This is a genomic window from Devosia enhydra, assembly GCF_900119845.1.
Lineage (GTDB): Bacteria > Pseudomonadota > Alphaproteobacteria > Rhizobiales > Devosiaceae > FPKU01.
Genome location: NZ_FPKU01000001.1, coordinates 378,696 through 394,882 on the forward strand (window position 1 = coordinate 378,696; position 16,187 = coordinate 394,882).

General features: G+C 66.1%; 15 protein-coding genes. 14 read left to right on the top strand and 1 reads right to left on the bottom strand.

Annotated features, from left to right (window positions below; genetic code table 11):
* Positions 1-88: 88 nt before the first annotated feature.
* From BT183_RS01895 to BT183_RS01915, 5 genes are all read left to right on the top strand, one after another.
* Positions 89-1,363, top strand: a complete 1,275-nt coding sequence (locus BT183_RS01895) for a flavin-dependent oxidoreductase (RefSeq protein ID WP_072341358.1) — start codon at positions 89-91, stop codon at positions 1,361-1,363.
* A 25-nt stretch (positions 1,364-1,388) separates the two neighbouring features.
* On the top strand, positions 1,389-2,246 hold the full coding sequence (locus tag BT183_RS01900) for a universal stress protein (protein ID WP_072338717.1): 858 nt from the start codon (positions 1,389-1,391) through the stop codon (positions 2,244-2,246).
* 175 nt (positions 2,247-2,421) lie between these two features.
* A complete protein-coding gene (locus BT183_RS01905; protein ID WP_072338718.1) occupies positions 2,422-3,876 on the top strand; it encodes a sulfatase family protein in 1,455 nt (484 codons plus the stop codon).
* A gap of 82 nt (positions 3,877-3,958) precedes the next feature.
* A complete protein-coding gene (locus tag BT183_RS01910) occupies positions 3,959-5,029 on the top strand; it encodes a Gfo/Idh/MocA family protein (protein WP_072338719.1) in 1,071 nt (356 codons plus the stop codon).
* Positions 5,026-5,352 (top strand): L-rhamnose mutarotase, encoded by a 327-nt coding sequence (locus BT183_RS01915; RefSeq protein WP_084603188.1) that lies wholly within the window; start codon positions 5,026-5,028, stop codon positions 5,350-5,352. The genes BT183_RS01910 and BT183_RS01915 overlap by 4 nt, the downstream gene beginning before the upstream one ends.
* On the opposite strand, the gene BT183_RS01920 is transcribed toward BT183_RS01915, so the two are convergent.
* Positions 5,337-6,251 carry an IclR family transcriptional regulator gene (locus tag BT183_RS01920; protein ID WP_072338720.1) on the bottom strand — a complete coding sequence of 305 codons (915 nt, stop codon included), beginning with the start codon at positions 6,249-6,251 and terminating at the stop codon, positions 5,337-5,339. The two genes, BT183_RS01915 and BT183_RS01920, sit on opposite strands and share 16 nt — an antisense overlap.
* Before the next feature lie 160 nt (positions 6,252-6,411).
* Here BT183_RS01920 and BT183_RS01925 point away from each other — a divergent pair, with 160 nt between their 5' ends.
* The 9 genes from BT183_RS01925 to BT183_RS01965 all read left to right on the top strand — a co-directional run bounded on the left by BT183_RS01925 (position 6,412) and on the right by BT183_RS01965 (position 15,977).
* Positions 6,412-8,187, top strand: coding sequence for an ABC transporter substrate-binding protein (locus BT183_RS01925; RefSeq protein ID WP_072338721.1), 1,776 nt, complete (start codon positions 6,412-6,414; stop codon positions 8,185-8,187).
* An 84-nt stretch (positions 8,188-8,271) separates the two neighbouring features.
* The gene (locus tag BT183_RS01930; RefSeq protein ID WP_072338722.1) at positions 8,272-9,462 is read left to right on the top strand and encodes an enolase C-terminal domain-like protein; all 1,191 of its coding nucleotides are present in this window, start codon (positions 8,272-8,274) and stop codon (positions 9,460-9,462) included.
* An 81-nt stretch (positions 9,463-9,543) separates the two neighbouring features.
* A complete protein-coding gene (locus BT183_RS01935) occupies positions 9,544-10,548 on the top strand; it encodes an ABC transporter permease (RefSeq protein ID WP_072338723.1) in 1,005 nt (334 codons plus the stop codon).
* Positions 10,549-10,551: 3 nt separating this feature from the next.
* A complete protein-coding gene (locus BT183_RS01940) occupies positions 10,552-11,418 on the top strand; it encodes an ABC transporter permease (protein WP_084603189.1) in 867 nt (288 codons plus the stop codon).
* Positions 11,415-12,248 carry an ABC transporter ATP-binding protein gene (locus BT183_RS01945; RefSeq protein WP_072338724.1) on the top strand — a complete coding sequence of 278 codons (834 nt, stop codon included), beginning with the start codon at positions 11,415-11,417 and terminating at the stop codon, positions 12,246-12,248. Before BT183_RS01940 ends, BT183_RS01945 begins: the two co-directional genes overlap by 4 nt.
* On the top strand, positions 12,245-13,246 hold the full coding sequence (locus tag BT183_RS01950) for an ABC transporter ATP-binding protein (RefSeq protein WP_072338725.1): 1,002 nt from the start codon (positions 12,245-12,247) through the stop codon (positions 13,244-13,246). The genes BT183_RS01945 and BT183_RS01950 overlap by 4 nt, the downstream gene beginning before the upstream one ends.
* Positions 13,243-14,088: an amidohydrolase family protein gene (locus BT183_RS01955; protein ID WP_072338726.1), complete on the top strand. Its 846-nt coding sequence runs from the start codon at positions 13,243-13,245 to the stop codon at positions 14,086-14,088. Before BT183_RS01950 ends, BT183_RS01955 begins: the two co-directional genes overlap by 4 nt.
* Before the next feature lie 4 nt (positions 14,089-14,092).
* A complete protein-coding gene (locus tag BT183_RS01960; RefSeq protein ID WP_244545234.1) occupies positions 14,093-15,238 on the top strand; it encodes a serine hydrolase domain-containing protein in 1,146 nt (381 codons plus the stop codon).
* Positions 15,239-15,311: 73 nt separating this feature from the next.
* Positions 15,312-15,977: a superoxide dismutase family protein gene (locus BT183_RS01965; RefSeq protein ID WP_072338728.1), complete on the top strand. Its 666-nt coding sequence runs from the start codon at positions 15,312-15,314 to the stop codon at positions 15,975-15,977.
* The last annotated feature ends 210 nt before the right edge of the window (positions 15,978-16,187 follow it).

Consider the following 16,187-nt stretch of genomic DNA (forward strand, 5'->3'; position numbering starts at 1 on the left):
CCCTTCGAACCTCTTTGCCCGGTCGCCGCTTTTCGCTATGGCGAGAGGACAATGCCGCTGACCCAATGCGGTGCCGGGGGAGGATATCGTGACCATCATCATCGCCGGAGCCGGCATTGCCGGGCTCACCCTTGGCCTGTCGCTGCGCCAGATCGGCGTCGCCGCCGAAATCTACGAGCAGGTGCCCGAGCTCAAGCCGCTTGGCGTCGGCATCAACGTCCAGCCCCACGCGGTGCGCGAACTCTTCGAGATGGGGCTCGAAGCCGATATGGATGCCACCGGCATCCGCACCCGCGAGCTCTGCTATTTCACCAAGAAGGGCCTGCCCATCTGGTCTGAGCCGCGCGGCACCGAGGCCGGCTATCGCTGGCCGCAGTTTTCCGTCCATCGCGGCAAGCTGCACATGATGCTGCTGCAAACGGCCATCGCCGCCGGTGTCCCGGTCCATACCGGGCAGGCGGTGACCGGGGTGGCCGAAACTGCCGATGGCGTCGACGTCACCCTGCGCGGTGCCGACGGCGCCACCCGCACCGTGTCGGGAAGCCTGCTCGTTGCCGCCGATGGCATTCATTCGGCCGTGCGCGCGCAGTTCCATCCCGGCGAGGGCGCCCCGCGCTGGAGCGGCGCGGTGCTCTGGCGCGGCACGACGGTGGCAAAGCCCTTTCTCAGCGGCGCCTCGATCGCCTCTGCCGGCCACGAATTCCAGAAATTCGTCACCTATCCCATCGGCCCGGCCGATCCCGAAACCGGCCTGGCGCTGATCAACTGGATCGCCGAGCGCAAATTCGATCCGGCCATGGGCTGGAAGCGCGAGGATTACAGCCGCGCCGGCGCCGATGGCGATTTTCTGCCCTGGTTCGAGCCCTGGGTGTTCGACTGGCTCGATGTGCCCGGCCTCATCCGCTCGGCCGAGCAATGCTATGAATATCCGATGGTCGATCGCGACCCGCTCGAACGCTGGACCTTCGGGCGCGTGACGCTGATGGGCGATGCTGCCCATCCCATGTATCCCATCGGCTCCAACGGCGCCTCGCAGGCCATTCTCGATGCCCGCGTCTTCGCGCGCGCCGTTCAGGATCATGGCGTCGGCCTTGATGCCCTTGCCGCCTACGAGGCCGAGCGCCGCCCCGCCACCACCCGCGTCGTGCTCGCCAATCGCGGCAACGGGCCCGACCATGTAATGCAGATCGTCGAGGAGCGCTGCGGCGGGCAGTTCGGCCATATCGACGAGGTGCTGTCGCCGGCCGAGCGCCAGGCCGTCGCCGATGGCTACAAGAAGATCGCCGGCATGGATGTCGAAACGCTCAATCAAAAGCCTTCGATCGTGGTAAGGTCCGCGCCCGGAGCCATCGCCGCGCAGTGATGGTGGACAGCCATGGAGCAGAGCCATGCCCAGCAAGATACTCGCCCTGATCGACGGATCGATCTACGCCCGCAGCGTCTGTGATTATGCCGCCTGGATCGCGAGCAAGAGCGGCGCGCCGGTCGAGCCGGTCCACGTCCTCGCCCGGCAGGAGCTGGCGTCCGCCCCGATGATGATGACGGGCAGCCTCGATATCAACGCCTCGGCGGTGCTGCTGCAGGAGCTTGCCGAGCTTGACGAGGATCATGCCCGGCTCGCCGCCGGTCGCGGGCAGCTCATCCTCGACCAGGCCGAATCAGTGCTGCGCGCTGGTGGTATCGATGTCATCAAGCCGACCCTCAGGCGCGGCGACCTCGTCGAAGTGCTGCGCGAGCTCGAGGACGATGCCGACCTCCTCGTCATCGGCAAGCGCGGGGAGGGTGCCGATTTCGCCCGTCTGCATCTGGGCAGCAATTTCGAGCGCATCGTGCGCGGCACCAAGCTGCCGGTCTTTGTCGCGCCGCGCGCCTTCAAGCCGATCACCCGCGTCATGATCGCCTTCGACAATGGTCCGTCGGTCAATGCCGGCATCGACCGCATCGCGCAGCGGCACCTCTTCCCCAACCTCACCTATCACCTGCTACATGTGGGCAAGGAGAGCGAGGCGATGAGCGCTGCCCTCGCCACGGCAGCGGCCAAACTGACCGCCGCCGGCTATGCCGTCACCACCGAGATCGCGGCCGGCGAGCCCGATCAGGTCATCGCCCAGCGCGTCGTCACCGATGGCATCGATCTGCTGATCATGGGCGCCTTCGGCAAGTCGCGGCTGCGCCAGCTCTTCCTGGGGTCGACAGCCACCGAAGTCATCCGCTCCTGCCTCATCCCCATCGTGCTCTATCACTGACCCGCTTCGGTCTTGTGCCTTCGGCTTCCGGAGCCCGTTGCTGACGGGTCCCGGGGGCCTTTTTTATCTGGCCATGCGAGGTCAGTGACGAGGTCGGGGCATTTTCGCTTGTCGCCGCCGTTAGCCTCCTGCTATGAGAACGCCTGCTCGCATATGTGAACAAGGGAGGGTTCTCATGGCGCGGCCCAATATCCTTTGGCTTTTTGCCGATGAACTGCGCGCCCCGGCGCTCGGTTGCTATGGCGAAGCCTGGGCGCCGGTGCACACCCCGCATCTCGACAGCCTCGCGGCACGCGGCGTGCGCTTTACCAATGCCTATTGCAATTCACCCGCCTGCGTACCCTCGCGACTCTCCATGCTCACGGCCAATCTGCCCGAGCGCACGGGCGTCTATTCAAACGAGGGGTCGTGGCGGTCCTATCCGCTGCCCCACATCCTGCCGACCTTCCCGCAGCATTTCGCCGCCGCCGGATATCGCGTCGCGAGCATCGGCAAGAGCCATCATCACGCCGCCTACCACCCTTGGCCCGAAGACAATGGCGAGGGATCGTCCATGCATGGCTTCGGGCTCGATACAAACCCCAAAGCCCTCGAACCCATCGTGCCGGCCGGCATTCCGTCGCCCGTCGGCGGCGTCTTTCCCTCCGACAAGCCCTATCCGCCCGAGGCCGTGACGTGGAACGCCACGCGCTGGCTCGATGCGCATGCCGGGGAGGAGCCGTTCTTCCTGCGCGTCTCGTGGCTCCAGCCCCACACCCCCGTGCTGCCGCCCGCCCATTACCGCCGCATGTATCGGCCCTCGGACTGGCCGGGGCACAACCTGCCGGCCTTCGAAGGCAGCGTCTATGAGGAGGCCTTCGCCGAAATGGTCGGCGGCCGCGCCTTCAGCCACGAGCAGATGCAGCAGGCGCAGGCCGATTATCATGCGCTGACCACCTGGGTGGATGCGCAGGTCGGGCTGGTGCTCGGCATGCTCAAGCTCAGGGGCCTGCTCGAGAACACCATCGTGCTCTTTACCGCCGATCACGGCGCTTCGCTCGGCGAAAACGGCCTCTTCGCAAAGGTCGTCCATGCCCGCCAGAGCCAGCGCGTGCCGCTCATCGTCTCGTGGCCGGGCCATCTGCCCGAGGGCGAGGTGCGGTGTGATCTGGCGCAGGGGCTCGATCTCGCCCGCACCTTCTGCGGCTTTGCCGGCCTTGCGCCCGACGACAGCTTTGCCGGCCGCGATCTCTTTGCCGATCCCGAGCCCGATGCAATCTGGTCGACGCTCGGCAGTGGCGCGTCGGGCTCGCGTGCCTCGTCGGCCGCCAACAACGGCCTTTGGCGCAATGGCGGAGGATGGCCGCGCCGCACCTGCATCCGCACCGCCCGCTACCGCTTTGATATGAATGTCCGGCAGGATGGCGCTGCGATTGCGCCCGCTGAGGAAGATCCCTTCCTCGCCGACACGCTTGCCGATCCACTCGAGCAGCACAATCTCGCCGCCGATCCCGCCCATGCCGGGCTGATCGCCGAATTCCGCGCCCGCGTGCTCGCCCATGCCGCCACCGCCATCGAGCCCGATTTCGTGCCGGCCTTCTCGCCCGATGAATCGCCCGAATTCCTCCCGCCCCGCATCGCCGCTCACTAGAGCGTTCCAGCCGAAGTGGATGCCGGTTCGCCGTCCGGAAACGCGTTGAAACAAAGCCTGTCCACCCCAACGGAGTGTCTTCATGCCGCAAGCCAAACTGCGAGCCGCCGTCATCGGGGCAGGCTGGTACGCTGCCGCCAACCACATTCCCGTCCTTGCCTCGCGCGAGGATGTGGCGCTCGATGCCGTCTGCCGCCTCGGGCCTGCCGAACTCGCCCGGGTGAAGGACCATTTCGGCTTCGCCTTCGCCTCCGAGAGTTATGAGGAGGTTCTGGCCCGCAAGCCCGACATCGTCGTCATCGCCTCGCCGCACCAGTTGCACTACGCCCAGGCCAAGGCGGCGCTCGAAGGCGGCGCCCATGTGCTGTGCGAAAAGCCGATGACCCTCGATCCGGTCGAAGCCTGGGACCTTGTGCGCATCGCGCGCGAGACCGGCCGGCACCTGCTGGTCTCAAACGGCTACCAATATCTGCCGCAGGTCGAAGATCTCCGCCGCCGCATCGCTGACGGCCTCGTGGGCGAGATCGAGCATGTGATGGCGAGCTTCATCTCCGCCACCCGCGACGTCTTCCACGGCGATCGCGGCCTCGACAGCTGGAAGACCACCTTCTTCCGGCCCGATCGCTCGACCTGGCAGGATCCGGGGCAGGGCGGGGGCTTCGCCTATGGCCAGCTCTCCCATTCTCTGGCGCTGATGATGTATCTGACCGGCCTCGAACCGGTCGCCGCCTCGGCTCACGCCTTTGCCCGCGACGTTGTCGATCTCGCCGATAGCGGCGCATTGAAGCTCAATACCGGCGCCGTGGCGTCGATTTCGGGTGCTGCCGCCATGCCGCAGGGCAATCGCGGCCTCATGCGCCTCTTCATCGCCGGTTCAGGCGGCGTGCTCTCGGCCGAGTTCGACCGCGACCTCTGCGAGTGGAAGACCCATGACGGGCAGACCCACCGGCTCGATATCCCGTCCGGCGACTGGGTCTATCACTGTCGCGGCCCGGTCCATGCGCTGTGCGATCTGGCGCAGGGCAGGGGCACCAACCAGTCCCCCGGCTGGATCGGGGCGGCCACCACATCCACCATCGCGGCCATGCTGGCTTCGTCTGCTGCGGGCGGGGCCCCGCAACAGGTCTATTCACTCAAGGGAGAACACCGTTGAACTGGTCTTCGCTCAAAGGCAGCGCCTTCATCCTGCGCGTCAAGCCCGGCATGGCCGAGGAATATGAGAAGCGCCACGATGCGCTCTGGCCCGAAATGTCCGAGGCGCTCAAGGCACAGGGCATCGTGTTTTACGAGATCTTCCTCGATATCAAGACCAACCGCGTCTTCGGCCACATGATCCGCGACCGGCATTACGACCCCGATACGCCCGAGCCCGAGATCGTGCTCAAATGGCGCCGCCACATGGCCGATGTGCTCGAGTTCGAGGGCGACAAGCCGGCCCGTGATCCGCTCAAGCGCGTCTTCTACCTCACCGCCTGACCGGCGCCGGTGGCAAAGCCCAGCCGATAGCGCCCCGATTCCACCAGCGCGGCGATGGCCTCGGCGGCCGTCGCCGGGTCGGCCAGCGCCGAAAGCCGCGGGTCGGCCCGCCGGCTGCCCGAGCGCTGCGAGATCGAGAGACTGCCCTGCGCCACGAGCGACAGGGCCTCGCTCAACGCCGGCACCGTCGCGCGGGAAACGGGCACAGAGACGCTGATGGCGTTGCTGGCGCGGTCCTGCCCGGCATGCACCGGCACGGCCACGCAGAAGACGCCGGGGGTATATTCCTCATTGTCGATGGCAAAGCCGCGCAGCCGCGTCTCGGCGAGTTCGGCGAGCAGCGCCTGCGTGCTGCCATGGGTGTTGGCGGTATAGACCGGCAGGTCGGGGCCGGGGAAGCGCGCCTTCACCTCCTCATTGCCAAGCTGCGCCAGAAGCGCCTTCCCCACCCCCGTCGCATGGGCTGAAAGCCGCGTTCCCACCTCCGATTGCAGGCGCAGCGGATGGGTGGAATCCACCTTCACCAGATAGACGTTTTCGGCCCCCACCAGCCGCGCCAGCTGCGCCGTCTCGTTGACGCGCGCCACGATGCCCGCCAGCACCGGCTCGGCTAGCCCGATCACCGAATGGTGCCGCTGATAGGCCTGCCCGGTCTCCCAGGCGCGGATGCCGAGCGAATAGCGCCGCGCCACCGGGTCCAAATCGACATAGCCGCGGTTGAGCAGCACCGCCAGCAGCGCATGCAGGCTCGATTTGGGAATGGCGAGCTCGCTCGAGAGCCCCGAAAAGCTCGCGCCGCCCGGCATGGTGCCGATGGTTTCGAGCAGGTCGAGCACCCGCTCGGCCGATTTGACCGACCGGCCGGCCTCGCCAGCGTCCTTGGTGTCACTCGTTGTCATGGACCCTCCGGTCGAACCATCACGGCGGCTTGACGCCTACCCCGCCGCCATGTACCAATTTTTGCAGAACTGCTGTTCTCATATGTGAATACCAATAGAGACATCGGATCGATCGCGCAAGCCGGAGGAGGAAACCGGCTTCGCCCCAGAGGAGGAAACTATGCTTTCGAGGAGCCTGTCGCGGGCGCTCGGCGCGTTGCCGAGTCTCGCCATCATCGCATCGCTCATGGCCACCACGCTGCCGGCTTCGGCCCAGTCGGTGCCCGATGTGCCGCGCAACCGCACGCTGATTTCCCAGGGCTGGGATTTCCATAACCAGGTGCCGGCGCCCGACAATTTCAATCCCTATGCCGGTGTGCTGTTGCATGCGCGCAACAGCCTGCACTACACCGTCACCGAGCACCTGTTTTACACCAACCACAACACCAACGAGCTCATCCCGTGGCTGGCCGAGAGCTATGCCTACAATGATGATTTCACCGAAGTGACGGTGAAGCTGCGCGATGGCGTCAAGTGGAGCGATGGCGAGGCCTTCGACGGAGAGGACGTCGCCTTCACCTTCGAGATGCTCAAGGGCGCCGCGCCCGACCTGCTGTTCTCCTCGGCCATCGCCGAGTGGGTGGAAAGCGCCACGGTCCCCGATCCGCTGACCGTTGTGATCAAGCTCAAGAAGCCGGGCCCCCGCTGGGCAGCCGACTTCCTCGCCACCGGCCAGTCCACCCGCTTCATCGTCGTTCCCAAGCACATCTGGGACGGGCAGGACGCCAAGACCTTCGCCAATTTCGATCTCGCCAAGGGCTGGCCGGTCGGCACGGGCCCCTACAAGCTGGTCAAGTCCGACGCCAATTCGCTGTTCTACGATCTGCGCGACAGCTGGTGGGCGGTCGATGCCGGCGTCGTCGACGAGATGCCCAAGGTTGAGCGCATCGTCTATGTCCCGGCCACTGCCGAGGCCATGCCGCAGCTCTACGCCTCCAACCAGATCGATCTGGGGCGGTCCATCCAGCCCGGCGCCTATGACGCCATACGCTTCCAGAACCCGGCTCTGGTGTCGTGGAACAAGGAAGGTCCCGTCTGGGGCACGCCCGATGGCTGCACCTTCGCCATCATGTTCAACAACCAGCGCGCGCCTTGGGACAATCGCCTCCTGCGCCAGGCGATCAACTACGCGGTCGATCGCGAGCAATATGTCAACCTCGCCTATGAAGGCTCGGTGACCCAGGCCGTGCTGCCCGTCTCGTCCTATCAGGGCATGCTCAACTATGTCGACCAGATGGCCGACGATGTCGGGGCCACCGCGCTCAACGGTCCCGATCTCGCCAAGGTCGACCAGTTGATGGCCGAGGCCGGCTATACCAAGAACGGCAATGGCTTCTGGGCCGATTCTGCCGGCGCCGTGCTGCAGGTCGAGCTCGATGTCGCCCAGGGCGATCCTTCGGGTCCGGTGCTGGTCGAGCAGTTCCGCCAGGCGGGCTTCGATGCCATCTTCCGGGCCATGCAGGGCACCGCGCAGGTCGAGGCCGTCACCTCCGGCAATTACGCGCTGGCCGTGCGGCCGCATTGCGGCTCGCTCTATGATCCGTGGCAGACGCTCGAGCACTTCCACTCGAAGTACGCGCGCGATGCCGGCCAGCCCGTGCCCAACCTGCGTGCGCCCACCCGCTACAGCAATCCGGAAATGGATGCGCTGCTCAACCAGATGGAGCAGATGCAGCCTTCCCCGGATGATCCGGCCTATATGGACCTCGTGCAGAAGGCCACGGCGATCTTCGTCAACGACCTGCCGGAAATCTCGCTGGCCGAGGAGTTCCACACGCTGGTGTTCAACTCCACCTACTGGACCGGCTGGCCCAATGCCGAGAACCCCTACATCGCCCCCTATCTCCCCTGGGAAGGTTTTGCGCGGGTGATCCACAACCTCGAGCCCACGCAGTAATCGCAACCATCATGAAGGGGCGGTCCCGGTCGCCCCTTCATCCACCCTTGCGACCTCCATGTCCGTAGCTGCCCGAGCCAGACCATGCCCAAGATCAAGGAAATCCGCGCCTTCCGCATCAAGAGCGAGATGACCGGCGCGCTTTATCGCGATGGCGTCGAGCAGACCGGCACCCCGCCGCGCCGCTCGCCCTGGACAAAGGATGCGGAAGTTGCCGGCTCCATGTCCAATTACGCGCGCTTCAAGAAGCTGCGCTCCACCTGGCGCTTCGATGGCGCGGTGGGCTGCCTCGTCACCGCCGATGATGGTACCACCGGCTTCGGCATTTCCCGCTACGGCCAGCCGGTCATCAGCCTCATCAACGAGCATTTCGGCCCGCTGCTGATCGGCGAGAACGCCCTAGCCACCGATCGGCTGTGGGACATGATGATGCGCATGTCCATGCCTTACGGAAACACCGGGCTTACCTCCTACGCCATCTCGGCGGTCGATCTGGCGCTGTGGGATCTCAAGGGCAAGATGCTCGGCGTGCCTGTCTACGAGCTGGCCGGCGGCCCGGCCCGCGAGAGCCAGTTCTGCTACGCCACCGGCAATGATACCGATTGGCACATGGAGCTGGGCTTCAAGGCCACCAAGCTCGCCTGTCCCTATGGCACCCATGACGGGCTCGATGCGCTGCACAAGAACGAGGAACTCGTGGCCAAGACCCGCGAGTTCATCGGCAGGGATGTCGAGCTCATGCTCGATTGCTGGCTCGCCTTCGATGTCGAATTCGCCGTGCGCCTGGCCGAAAGGCTCCGGCCCTATGGCCTCAAATGGATCGAGGATTGCCTCGTCCCCGAAAATCTCGATGGCCATGAGGCGCTGCGTCGCCGGCTGCCCTGGCAGACCCTCGCCACCGGCGAGCACTGGTACGGGCCCTATCCCTTCGCCCATGCCGCCGCGCGGCAGATGGTCGATGTCTTCCAGCCCGATATCGCCTGGGTCGGCGGGTTCACCGGCTGCCAGCGCATCAACCATATCGCCGAGGCGGCGGGCATCGAGGTCATCCTCCATGCCGGTATGAACACGCCCTATGGCCAGCATTTCAGCTTCGCCAATCCCAATGTGCGCTGGGGCGAATATTTCGTCGGCGGCGGCCCCGGCACCCCGCTTGAGGAGACGGTGGTCTTCCCCGGCATGGCGGTTCCGAAGGATGGCCGGCTCGTACCCAATGACGCGCCCGGCTTCGGCCTCGGCCTCACCGACGAGGTGCTCCAGCGCATGCTGGTCTAGCGCCGGGCAGGGCAGGGGCCGCTCGCCGACCCTGTGCCCGATCAGGCGATTTCAAACGCATTGCCCCGCGAGGGAGGCGGCATGTATCTCGACTATGTCATTCGCCGCTTCGGCGTCATGGTGCTGGTCATCTTTCTGGCCGTCACCATCAATTTCGCCCTGCCGCGGCTCATGCCGGGCGACCCGATCGAAGCCCAGCTCAACCAGCTGATGGCCTCGGGCGGCGGCCAGATGGGCGATGTCGCCGCCATGGTCGAGGCCTACCGCTCCCGCTTCGGCCTCGATCAGCCGGTGTGGATGCAATATGTCGCCTACTGGCAGTCGATCCTGCGCTTCGATTTCGGCTTTTCCCTCGCCAATTATCCCGAACGCGTCAGCCACGCCATCGCCGCCAGCCTGCCCTGGACGCTGGGGCTGCTGGGCTTTTGCACCATCGTCAGCTTCGTCATCGGCACCTGGCTCGGCGGCGCCATCGCCTGGCCGCGCACGCCACGCTGGCTGCGCACCGCCGGCTCCAGCCTCCTCATCCTCTCGGCCGTGCCGTATTTCCTCATCGGGATGATCCTGCTCTACGTCTTCGCCATCCTCGTGCGCTGGTTCCCGGCCGGCGGCGGCATGCCCTTCGGGCTCAATGTCGGCTGGAATTTCGAGACGCTGAGGGGCATCCTCTGGCACGCGACCCTGCCGGCGATTTCGATCATCATCGCCGAGATCGGCGCCTGGGCCATCGGCATGCGCGGCATGCTGGTCTCGGTGCTGGGCGAGGACTACATCACCCTGGCCGAGGCCAAGGGCAACAAGAACCGCCGCATCTTCCTGCGTTACGGCATGCGCAACGCGCTTCTGCCGCAGCTGACCAAGCTGGCGCTGACCCTCGGCCACATCGTCTCGGGCGCCATCCTCGTCGAAGTCATCTTCTCCTATCCCGGGCTGGGCTTCCGCCTCTACCAGGCGATCCAGACCAAGGACTATTTCGTCATCCAGGGCATCGTGCTCCTGCTTTCGGTGTCGATCGCGGTGGCCATGTTCATCCTCGATCTCATCTATCCGCTCATCGATCCCCGCATCACGGCAAGGAAGAGCTGAGCCATGGCCACCACCACCATGCCCCGCCGCGGCATCGATCTTTCCGCGTTCGGGCGCAATCGCGCCCTCTTGGCCGGCATCGTCGTGCTCGGGCTCATCTGCCTCTTCGCGCTCCTGGCCCCGCTCTTTGTCGATCCTTCGCAGGCCCGTGTCGGGGTCACCGTCCCGCGCCGCCCGCCCTCGGGCAGCAACTGGCTGGGCACGGACGGGCAGGGGCGCGACATGTTCACGGTGATGGCGCTTGCCCTTCCGCAGACCCTCAAGATAGGGCTCCTCGCCGGCCTCATCAGCCTTTCGGTCGGGGTGGCGCTGGGGCTCGTCGCGGGCTTTGTCGGCGGCATCATCGATACGGTGATCCGCACCGCGTCGGACGTGATGATGACCATTCCGGGCATTGCCATCCTCGTACTGGTCGCCGCCAATGTGCGCGAAATGACCGTCGAGCTCATGGCCCTCATCGTCGCCGCCCTCTCCTGGATGGTCGCCACCCGCACCATCCGCGCCCAGACCCTGTCACTGCGCGAGCGCGGCTATGTGCAGGTGGCGCGGCTCAACGGCACCTCGGGGCTCAAGCTCATCTTCATCGAAGTGCTGCCCAATCTCCTGCCCTTCATCGCGGCCAGCTTCGTGCTCACCGTTTCGCAGGCGATGCTCGCCACCGTCGGGCTCGAAGCCCTCGGCCTCGGCCCGCAGAACGATCTGACCCTGGGCATGACCATCTACTGGGCGCAGTTCTACTCCGCCATCATTCGCGGCATGTGGTGGTGGTGGGGGCCACCCATCTTCGCCATCGCCCTCATCTTCATCGGGCTCATGCTCACCTCGATCGGCATGGACAGCTTCGTCAACAAGCGGGTGGGCACGCAATGACCGCTCCCGTCCTCGAAATCTCGCATCTCGATGTCGAATACCGCACCGCGCGCGGCCCCTTCCGCGCCGTCAAGGATCTGAGCTTTTCCCTCATGCCGGGCGAGCGCTTCGGCCTTGTGGGCGAAAGCGGATCGGGCAAATCCACCGCCATCCTCGCGCTCATGCGCATGCTGCGCGGCGGCACCATCACGGGGGGCGACATCCGCCTCAACGGCCGCGACCTCAAGGCGCTGACCGAGCGGCAATATCGCGAGCTGCGCTTTTCCGAAATGGCGCTCGTGCCGCAGGGCGCGATGAGCTCGCTCAATCCCGTGCTCGTCATCGGCGAGCAGATGGGCGACATCTATGACGATCACGGCATCCGCCATTCGGGCCGCGAGCGCCGCCGCGTGCTCGGCGATCTCTTAAAGCGCGTCGGCCTCGGCCCGGAGGTGCAGGATCTTTATCCCCACCAGCTCTCGGGCGGCATGAAGCAGCGCGTCTGCATCGCCATGTCGATCGCGCTGCGCCCCAGCCTCATCCTGGCCGACGAACCCACCTCCGCCCTCGATGTCATGGTGCAAAAGCAGGTTTTGGCGACCCTCGGCAGCGTGCAGCGCGACCTCGGCTGCGCCATCCTGCTGATCGGCCACGACATGGCGCTCATGGCCCATTTCGTCAATCGCATCGGGGTCATGTATCGCGGCGAACTCGTCGAAACCGGCCCGGTCCGCGAGGTTTTCGCCAACCCGCAACATTCTTACACCCGCATGCTGATCAACTCGCTGCCCTCCTTCGACAGCGTCCGCACCTTCCGCACCAGCCTCGAAGCCGAAGGAGCCGCATCATGAGCAAGCAGCTCGATGTGCGCGACGTCGATGTCGTGTTCTCCGGCGGCTTCGGCGGCCGCATCAAGAACAAAGCGCTGAGCGAGATTTCGCTGTCGGTGGGCGGCAAGCGCCCCTCCATCACCGCTGTGGTGGGCGAGAGCGGTTCGGGCAAATCCACGCTCATCCGCCTGCTGCTCGGCTTCCAGGCGCCCTCGCGCGGCGCCGTGTTCTACGATGGCAAGCCCGTCGCCGGCATGGATGCGGCAGGCCAGCGGCTGTTCCGCCGCGAGGTCCAGGCGATCTTCCAGGACCCCTTCGACGTCTTCAATCCCTTCTACAAGATCGACCATCCCCTCATCACCCCGCTCAACAATTTCGGCCTCGTGCGCTCGCGCGACGAAGCCTATGCCAGGATCGAGAAGACCATCGCGCGGGTGGGGCTGAGGCCTGAAGAGACGCTTGGCAAATACCCCCACCAGCTTTCGGGCGGGCAGCGCCAGCGCGTCATGATCGCCCGGGCCCTGCTGCTCGAGCCGCAGATCATCCTTGCCGACGAGCCCGTCTCGATGGTCGATGCGTCGCTGCGCTCCACCATCCTCGAAATCCTCTTCAACATGTATCGCGAGGAGAGCATTTCGCTGATCTACGTCACCCACGATCTCGCCACCGCCTATCAGGTGGCCGAGACCATCGTGGTGCTTTATCGCGGGCAGGTGATGGAGGTCGGCGCCGCCGACGATGTCATCCACCGCCCCCGCCACCCCTATACCAAGGCTTTGATCGAAGCCGTGCCCTCTCCCGACCCCGATGTGCCGTGGGATCTCGACAATCCAGAAGCAGGGGAAGCCGAGCGCCGGGCGCTTGCCGCCTTCGATGGATCGACACGGCTCGCGCTCTTCCGCACCGATCCGCTGCGCGCCGTCGCCGCGCCCTATGATTCGCCGGGTGAGCGCGTCACCGCCGGCGCCATCCAGCAGGCGGTGAGCGAGGCGCGGCTCGCCTCCGTATCCGCTCGATGATCCTCGACAGCCACACCCATGTCTGGGAGCGCTGGCCCTACGAGCCGCCGGTCCCCGATCCGGAGAGCCGCGCCCGTGCCGGCCAGCTGCTTTACGAGATGGATCGGACCGGCGTCGAAAAATCCGTCATCATCTGCGCCCGCATCGGCGACAATGACGGCAATGTCGACCATGCCTTTTCCGAAGCCGAACGCCATCCGGGCCGCTTCGTCGTCTTCCCCGATCTCGAATGCCGCTGGTCGCACGATTACCGCACGCCCGGCGCCGCCGGCCGCCTCGAAACCGCGCTCGCGCGTTGGGACATGGCGGGCTTCACCCATTATCTCGACGATGCCGACGATGGCGGCTGGCTCAATGACGCGGAGGGCAGGGCCTTCTTCGCCCTTGCCGACCAGCATCGCCTCATCGTCTCCATCTCGGCCTTCCCCCATCAGGTGCCTGCCATCGCCGAACTGGCGCGCCGGCATCCGCAGATGCCGATCCTCATCCACCACCGCGTCTTTCTGGGGCCCCGCACCGATCATATCGCAGGGGCCCTGCGCCACGTGCTTGCGGCGGCCGAGGTGCCCAATATCTTCGTCAAGCTTTCTGGCATGGGCAATGCTGCCGGCCCCGATGACGAATTCCCCTATCCCGGCCTCGTGTGGGCGGGGCAGGCGCTGCTGCGCGAATTCGGGCCCGCCCGCCTCGTCTGGGGGTCGGATTATCCCGTCTCGCGGCGTCACATGACCTATGCGCAGACCGTTTCGATGGTCACGCGCCATTCCGGCATTTCGGCGCTTGACCAGACGCTGGTGATGGGCGCCACACTGGCCCGACTGCTTGAGACGCGGAGGGCCTAGCGAGGTGGACACGCAGCGACTGGCCGCAGGCGTCGGCGCCGCGATTGCCGCCGCGCTCGACGAGGATCGCATCATTGGCACCGTCGTCGCGGTGCTGTTCGATGGCCAGATGGTGCTGCTCGAAGCCGCCGGGCTGGCCGATCGCGAGGCAGAACGCCCGATAACGGCCGATGCCATCTTCCTCCTCGCCTCCTGCACCAAGCCCGTCGCCACCGCCACCGCGCTGCGGCTGGCCGAGGATGGGCTTGTCGATCTCGATGCGCCCGTCATCGATCATCTGCCCGATTTCCGCCCCCACCTTCCCGATGGCGAGGCGCCGGCGATCACGCTGCGGCACCTTCTCACCCATACATCGGGCCTGAGCTATCCCTTCCGCGAAGCGCCGGGCGGGCCCTATCACCGCGCCAATGTCTCGAGTGGCCTCGATCAGCCTGGGCTGTCCGGCGCCGAGCAGCTGGCGCGGCTCGCCTCCGTGCCGCTGCTGTTCCGGCCCGGCGAGCGCTGGGAATATTCGCTCGGCGTCGATGTCGCCGGCCTCATGCTCGAAGCCGCCGCCGGCCAGCCGCTCGATGTTCTCGTCAAAAGCCGCATCACCGATCCGCTCGGGCTTGTCGATACGGGCTTTGCCGTCACAGATCGCAGCCGCCTCGTGGCCCATTACGGCACCAGCGATGATGGCCTGCTCGAACGCATGACCGGCACCTTCTGGCGCCCCACGCTCCAGTCCCCGGCCGCTGCCGCTCCCGAGCGCATCTTCGACCGGTCCTCTTATCTGTCGGGCGGGGCTGGCATGGCCGGCACGGCTGCCGAGCTCGTGCGCGTCATCGATGCGCTGCGGGCAGGGGGCCATCCGCTGCTCTCCTCGGACAGCACCCGCCTCATGGTCACCGATGCCGTGCCGCACCTCCCCGACGTCATGGATATCGGCTGGAGCTATGGCCTCGGCACCCATGTGCTGCGCGATGCCATCCTTGCCGGCGGCCCTGAACGGTCCGGCGCCTTCCGCGGCTCGGGGGGCTATGGCCACATCTGGTTTGCCGATCCGGCGCTCGGGCTTTCGGTCGTCGCCCTCACCAACAGCGCGCCCGAGGGCATCCGCGGCCGCTACACCCGCGAGCTCCGGCAGGCCGTCTACGCCGCCTTCGACTGATCGCTGCTCGGGCGGAACCAAGCGGTTCGCCCACTGTTTCTCCTCCACACAATAACAATGGAGGAGATACCCCATGCGCCTTGCAACTTTCGCCGCGCTGCCGGCCCTTATGCTCGCTGCCGGCCTTGCCGGCCCGGCTCTGGCCCAGACCTCGACCACCACCGAGACGGCGCCCCTCAACAGCACAGAAGCTCCGCATGCGGCGGGCCATGCGGCCACCGATACGCCCGAGCAGGCGATGGATCGCCCCACCGCCGCCGCGACCCTGATCGGGCTCGATGGCGAGACGATCGGCTCGGCCCAGTTCATGGAAACCCCCCATGGCGTGGTCATTCGCCTGACGGTCGAAGGCCTCGAAGCCGGCGAGCGGGCCATCCACCTGCATGAAAACGGCGAATGCGATGCCGCCGGCGGCTTCGAATCGGCCGGCGGCCACTTCAATCCCACCGGCGCCGCGCATGGCTATCTTAATGCCGATGGTCCACATGCCGGCGACATGCCCAACCAGTTCATCTCCGAGAGCGGCACGCTCGACATCAACATCTTCAACCCGCTGATCAAGGTCGTGGCGGGCGAGGACAACAGCCCCGATGACGGCCGCAGCGCCATCACCGGCACCGATGTCTCCACCGCCATCATGATCCACGATCATGCCGACGACTACATGACCGACCCGGCCGGCGATGCCGGCGGCCGCATCGCCTGCGGCGTCATCGAACTCGCCCCGCCCTTCGGCTGATCACCTCGGCATCCAAAAACAAAAGGCGCTCCGCAAGGGGCGCCTTTTTGCGTTGATCGCCCCCTCTCTCCTCAGGGGAGAAGGGACGTGGGACCCTCATCCATCGCCCGCTTCTCGGCCCCATCGCCCCCTCTCCCCTCAGGGGAGAGGGCCGGGGTGAGGGGTGCAGCCTCTCGGCTCGAGCCCATAATCTGAAACCCCCCCCCCCCC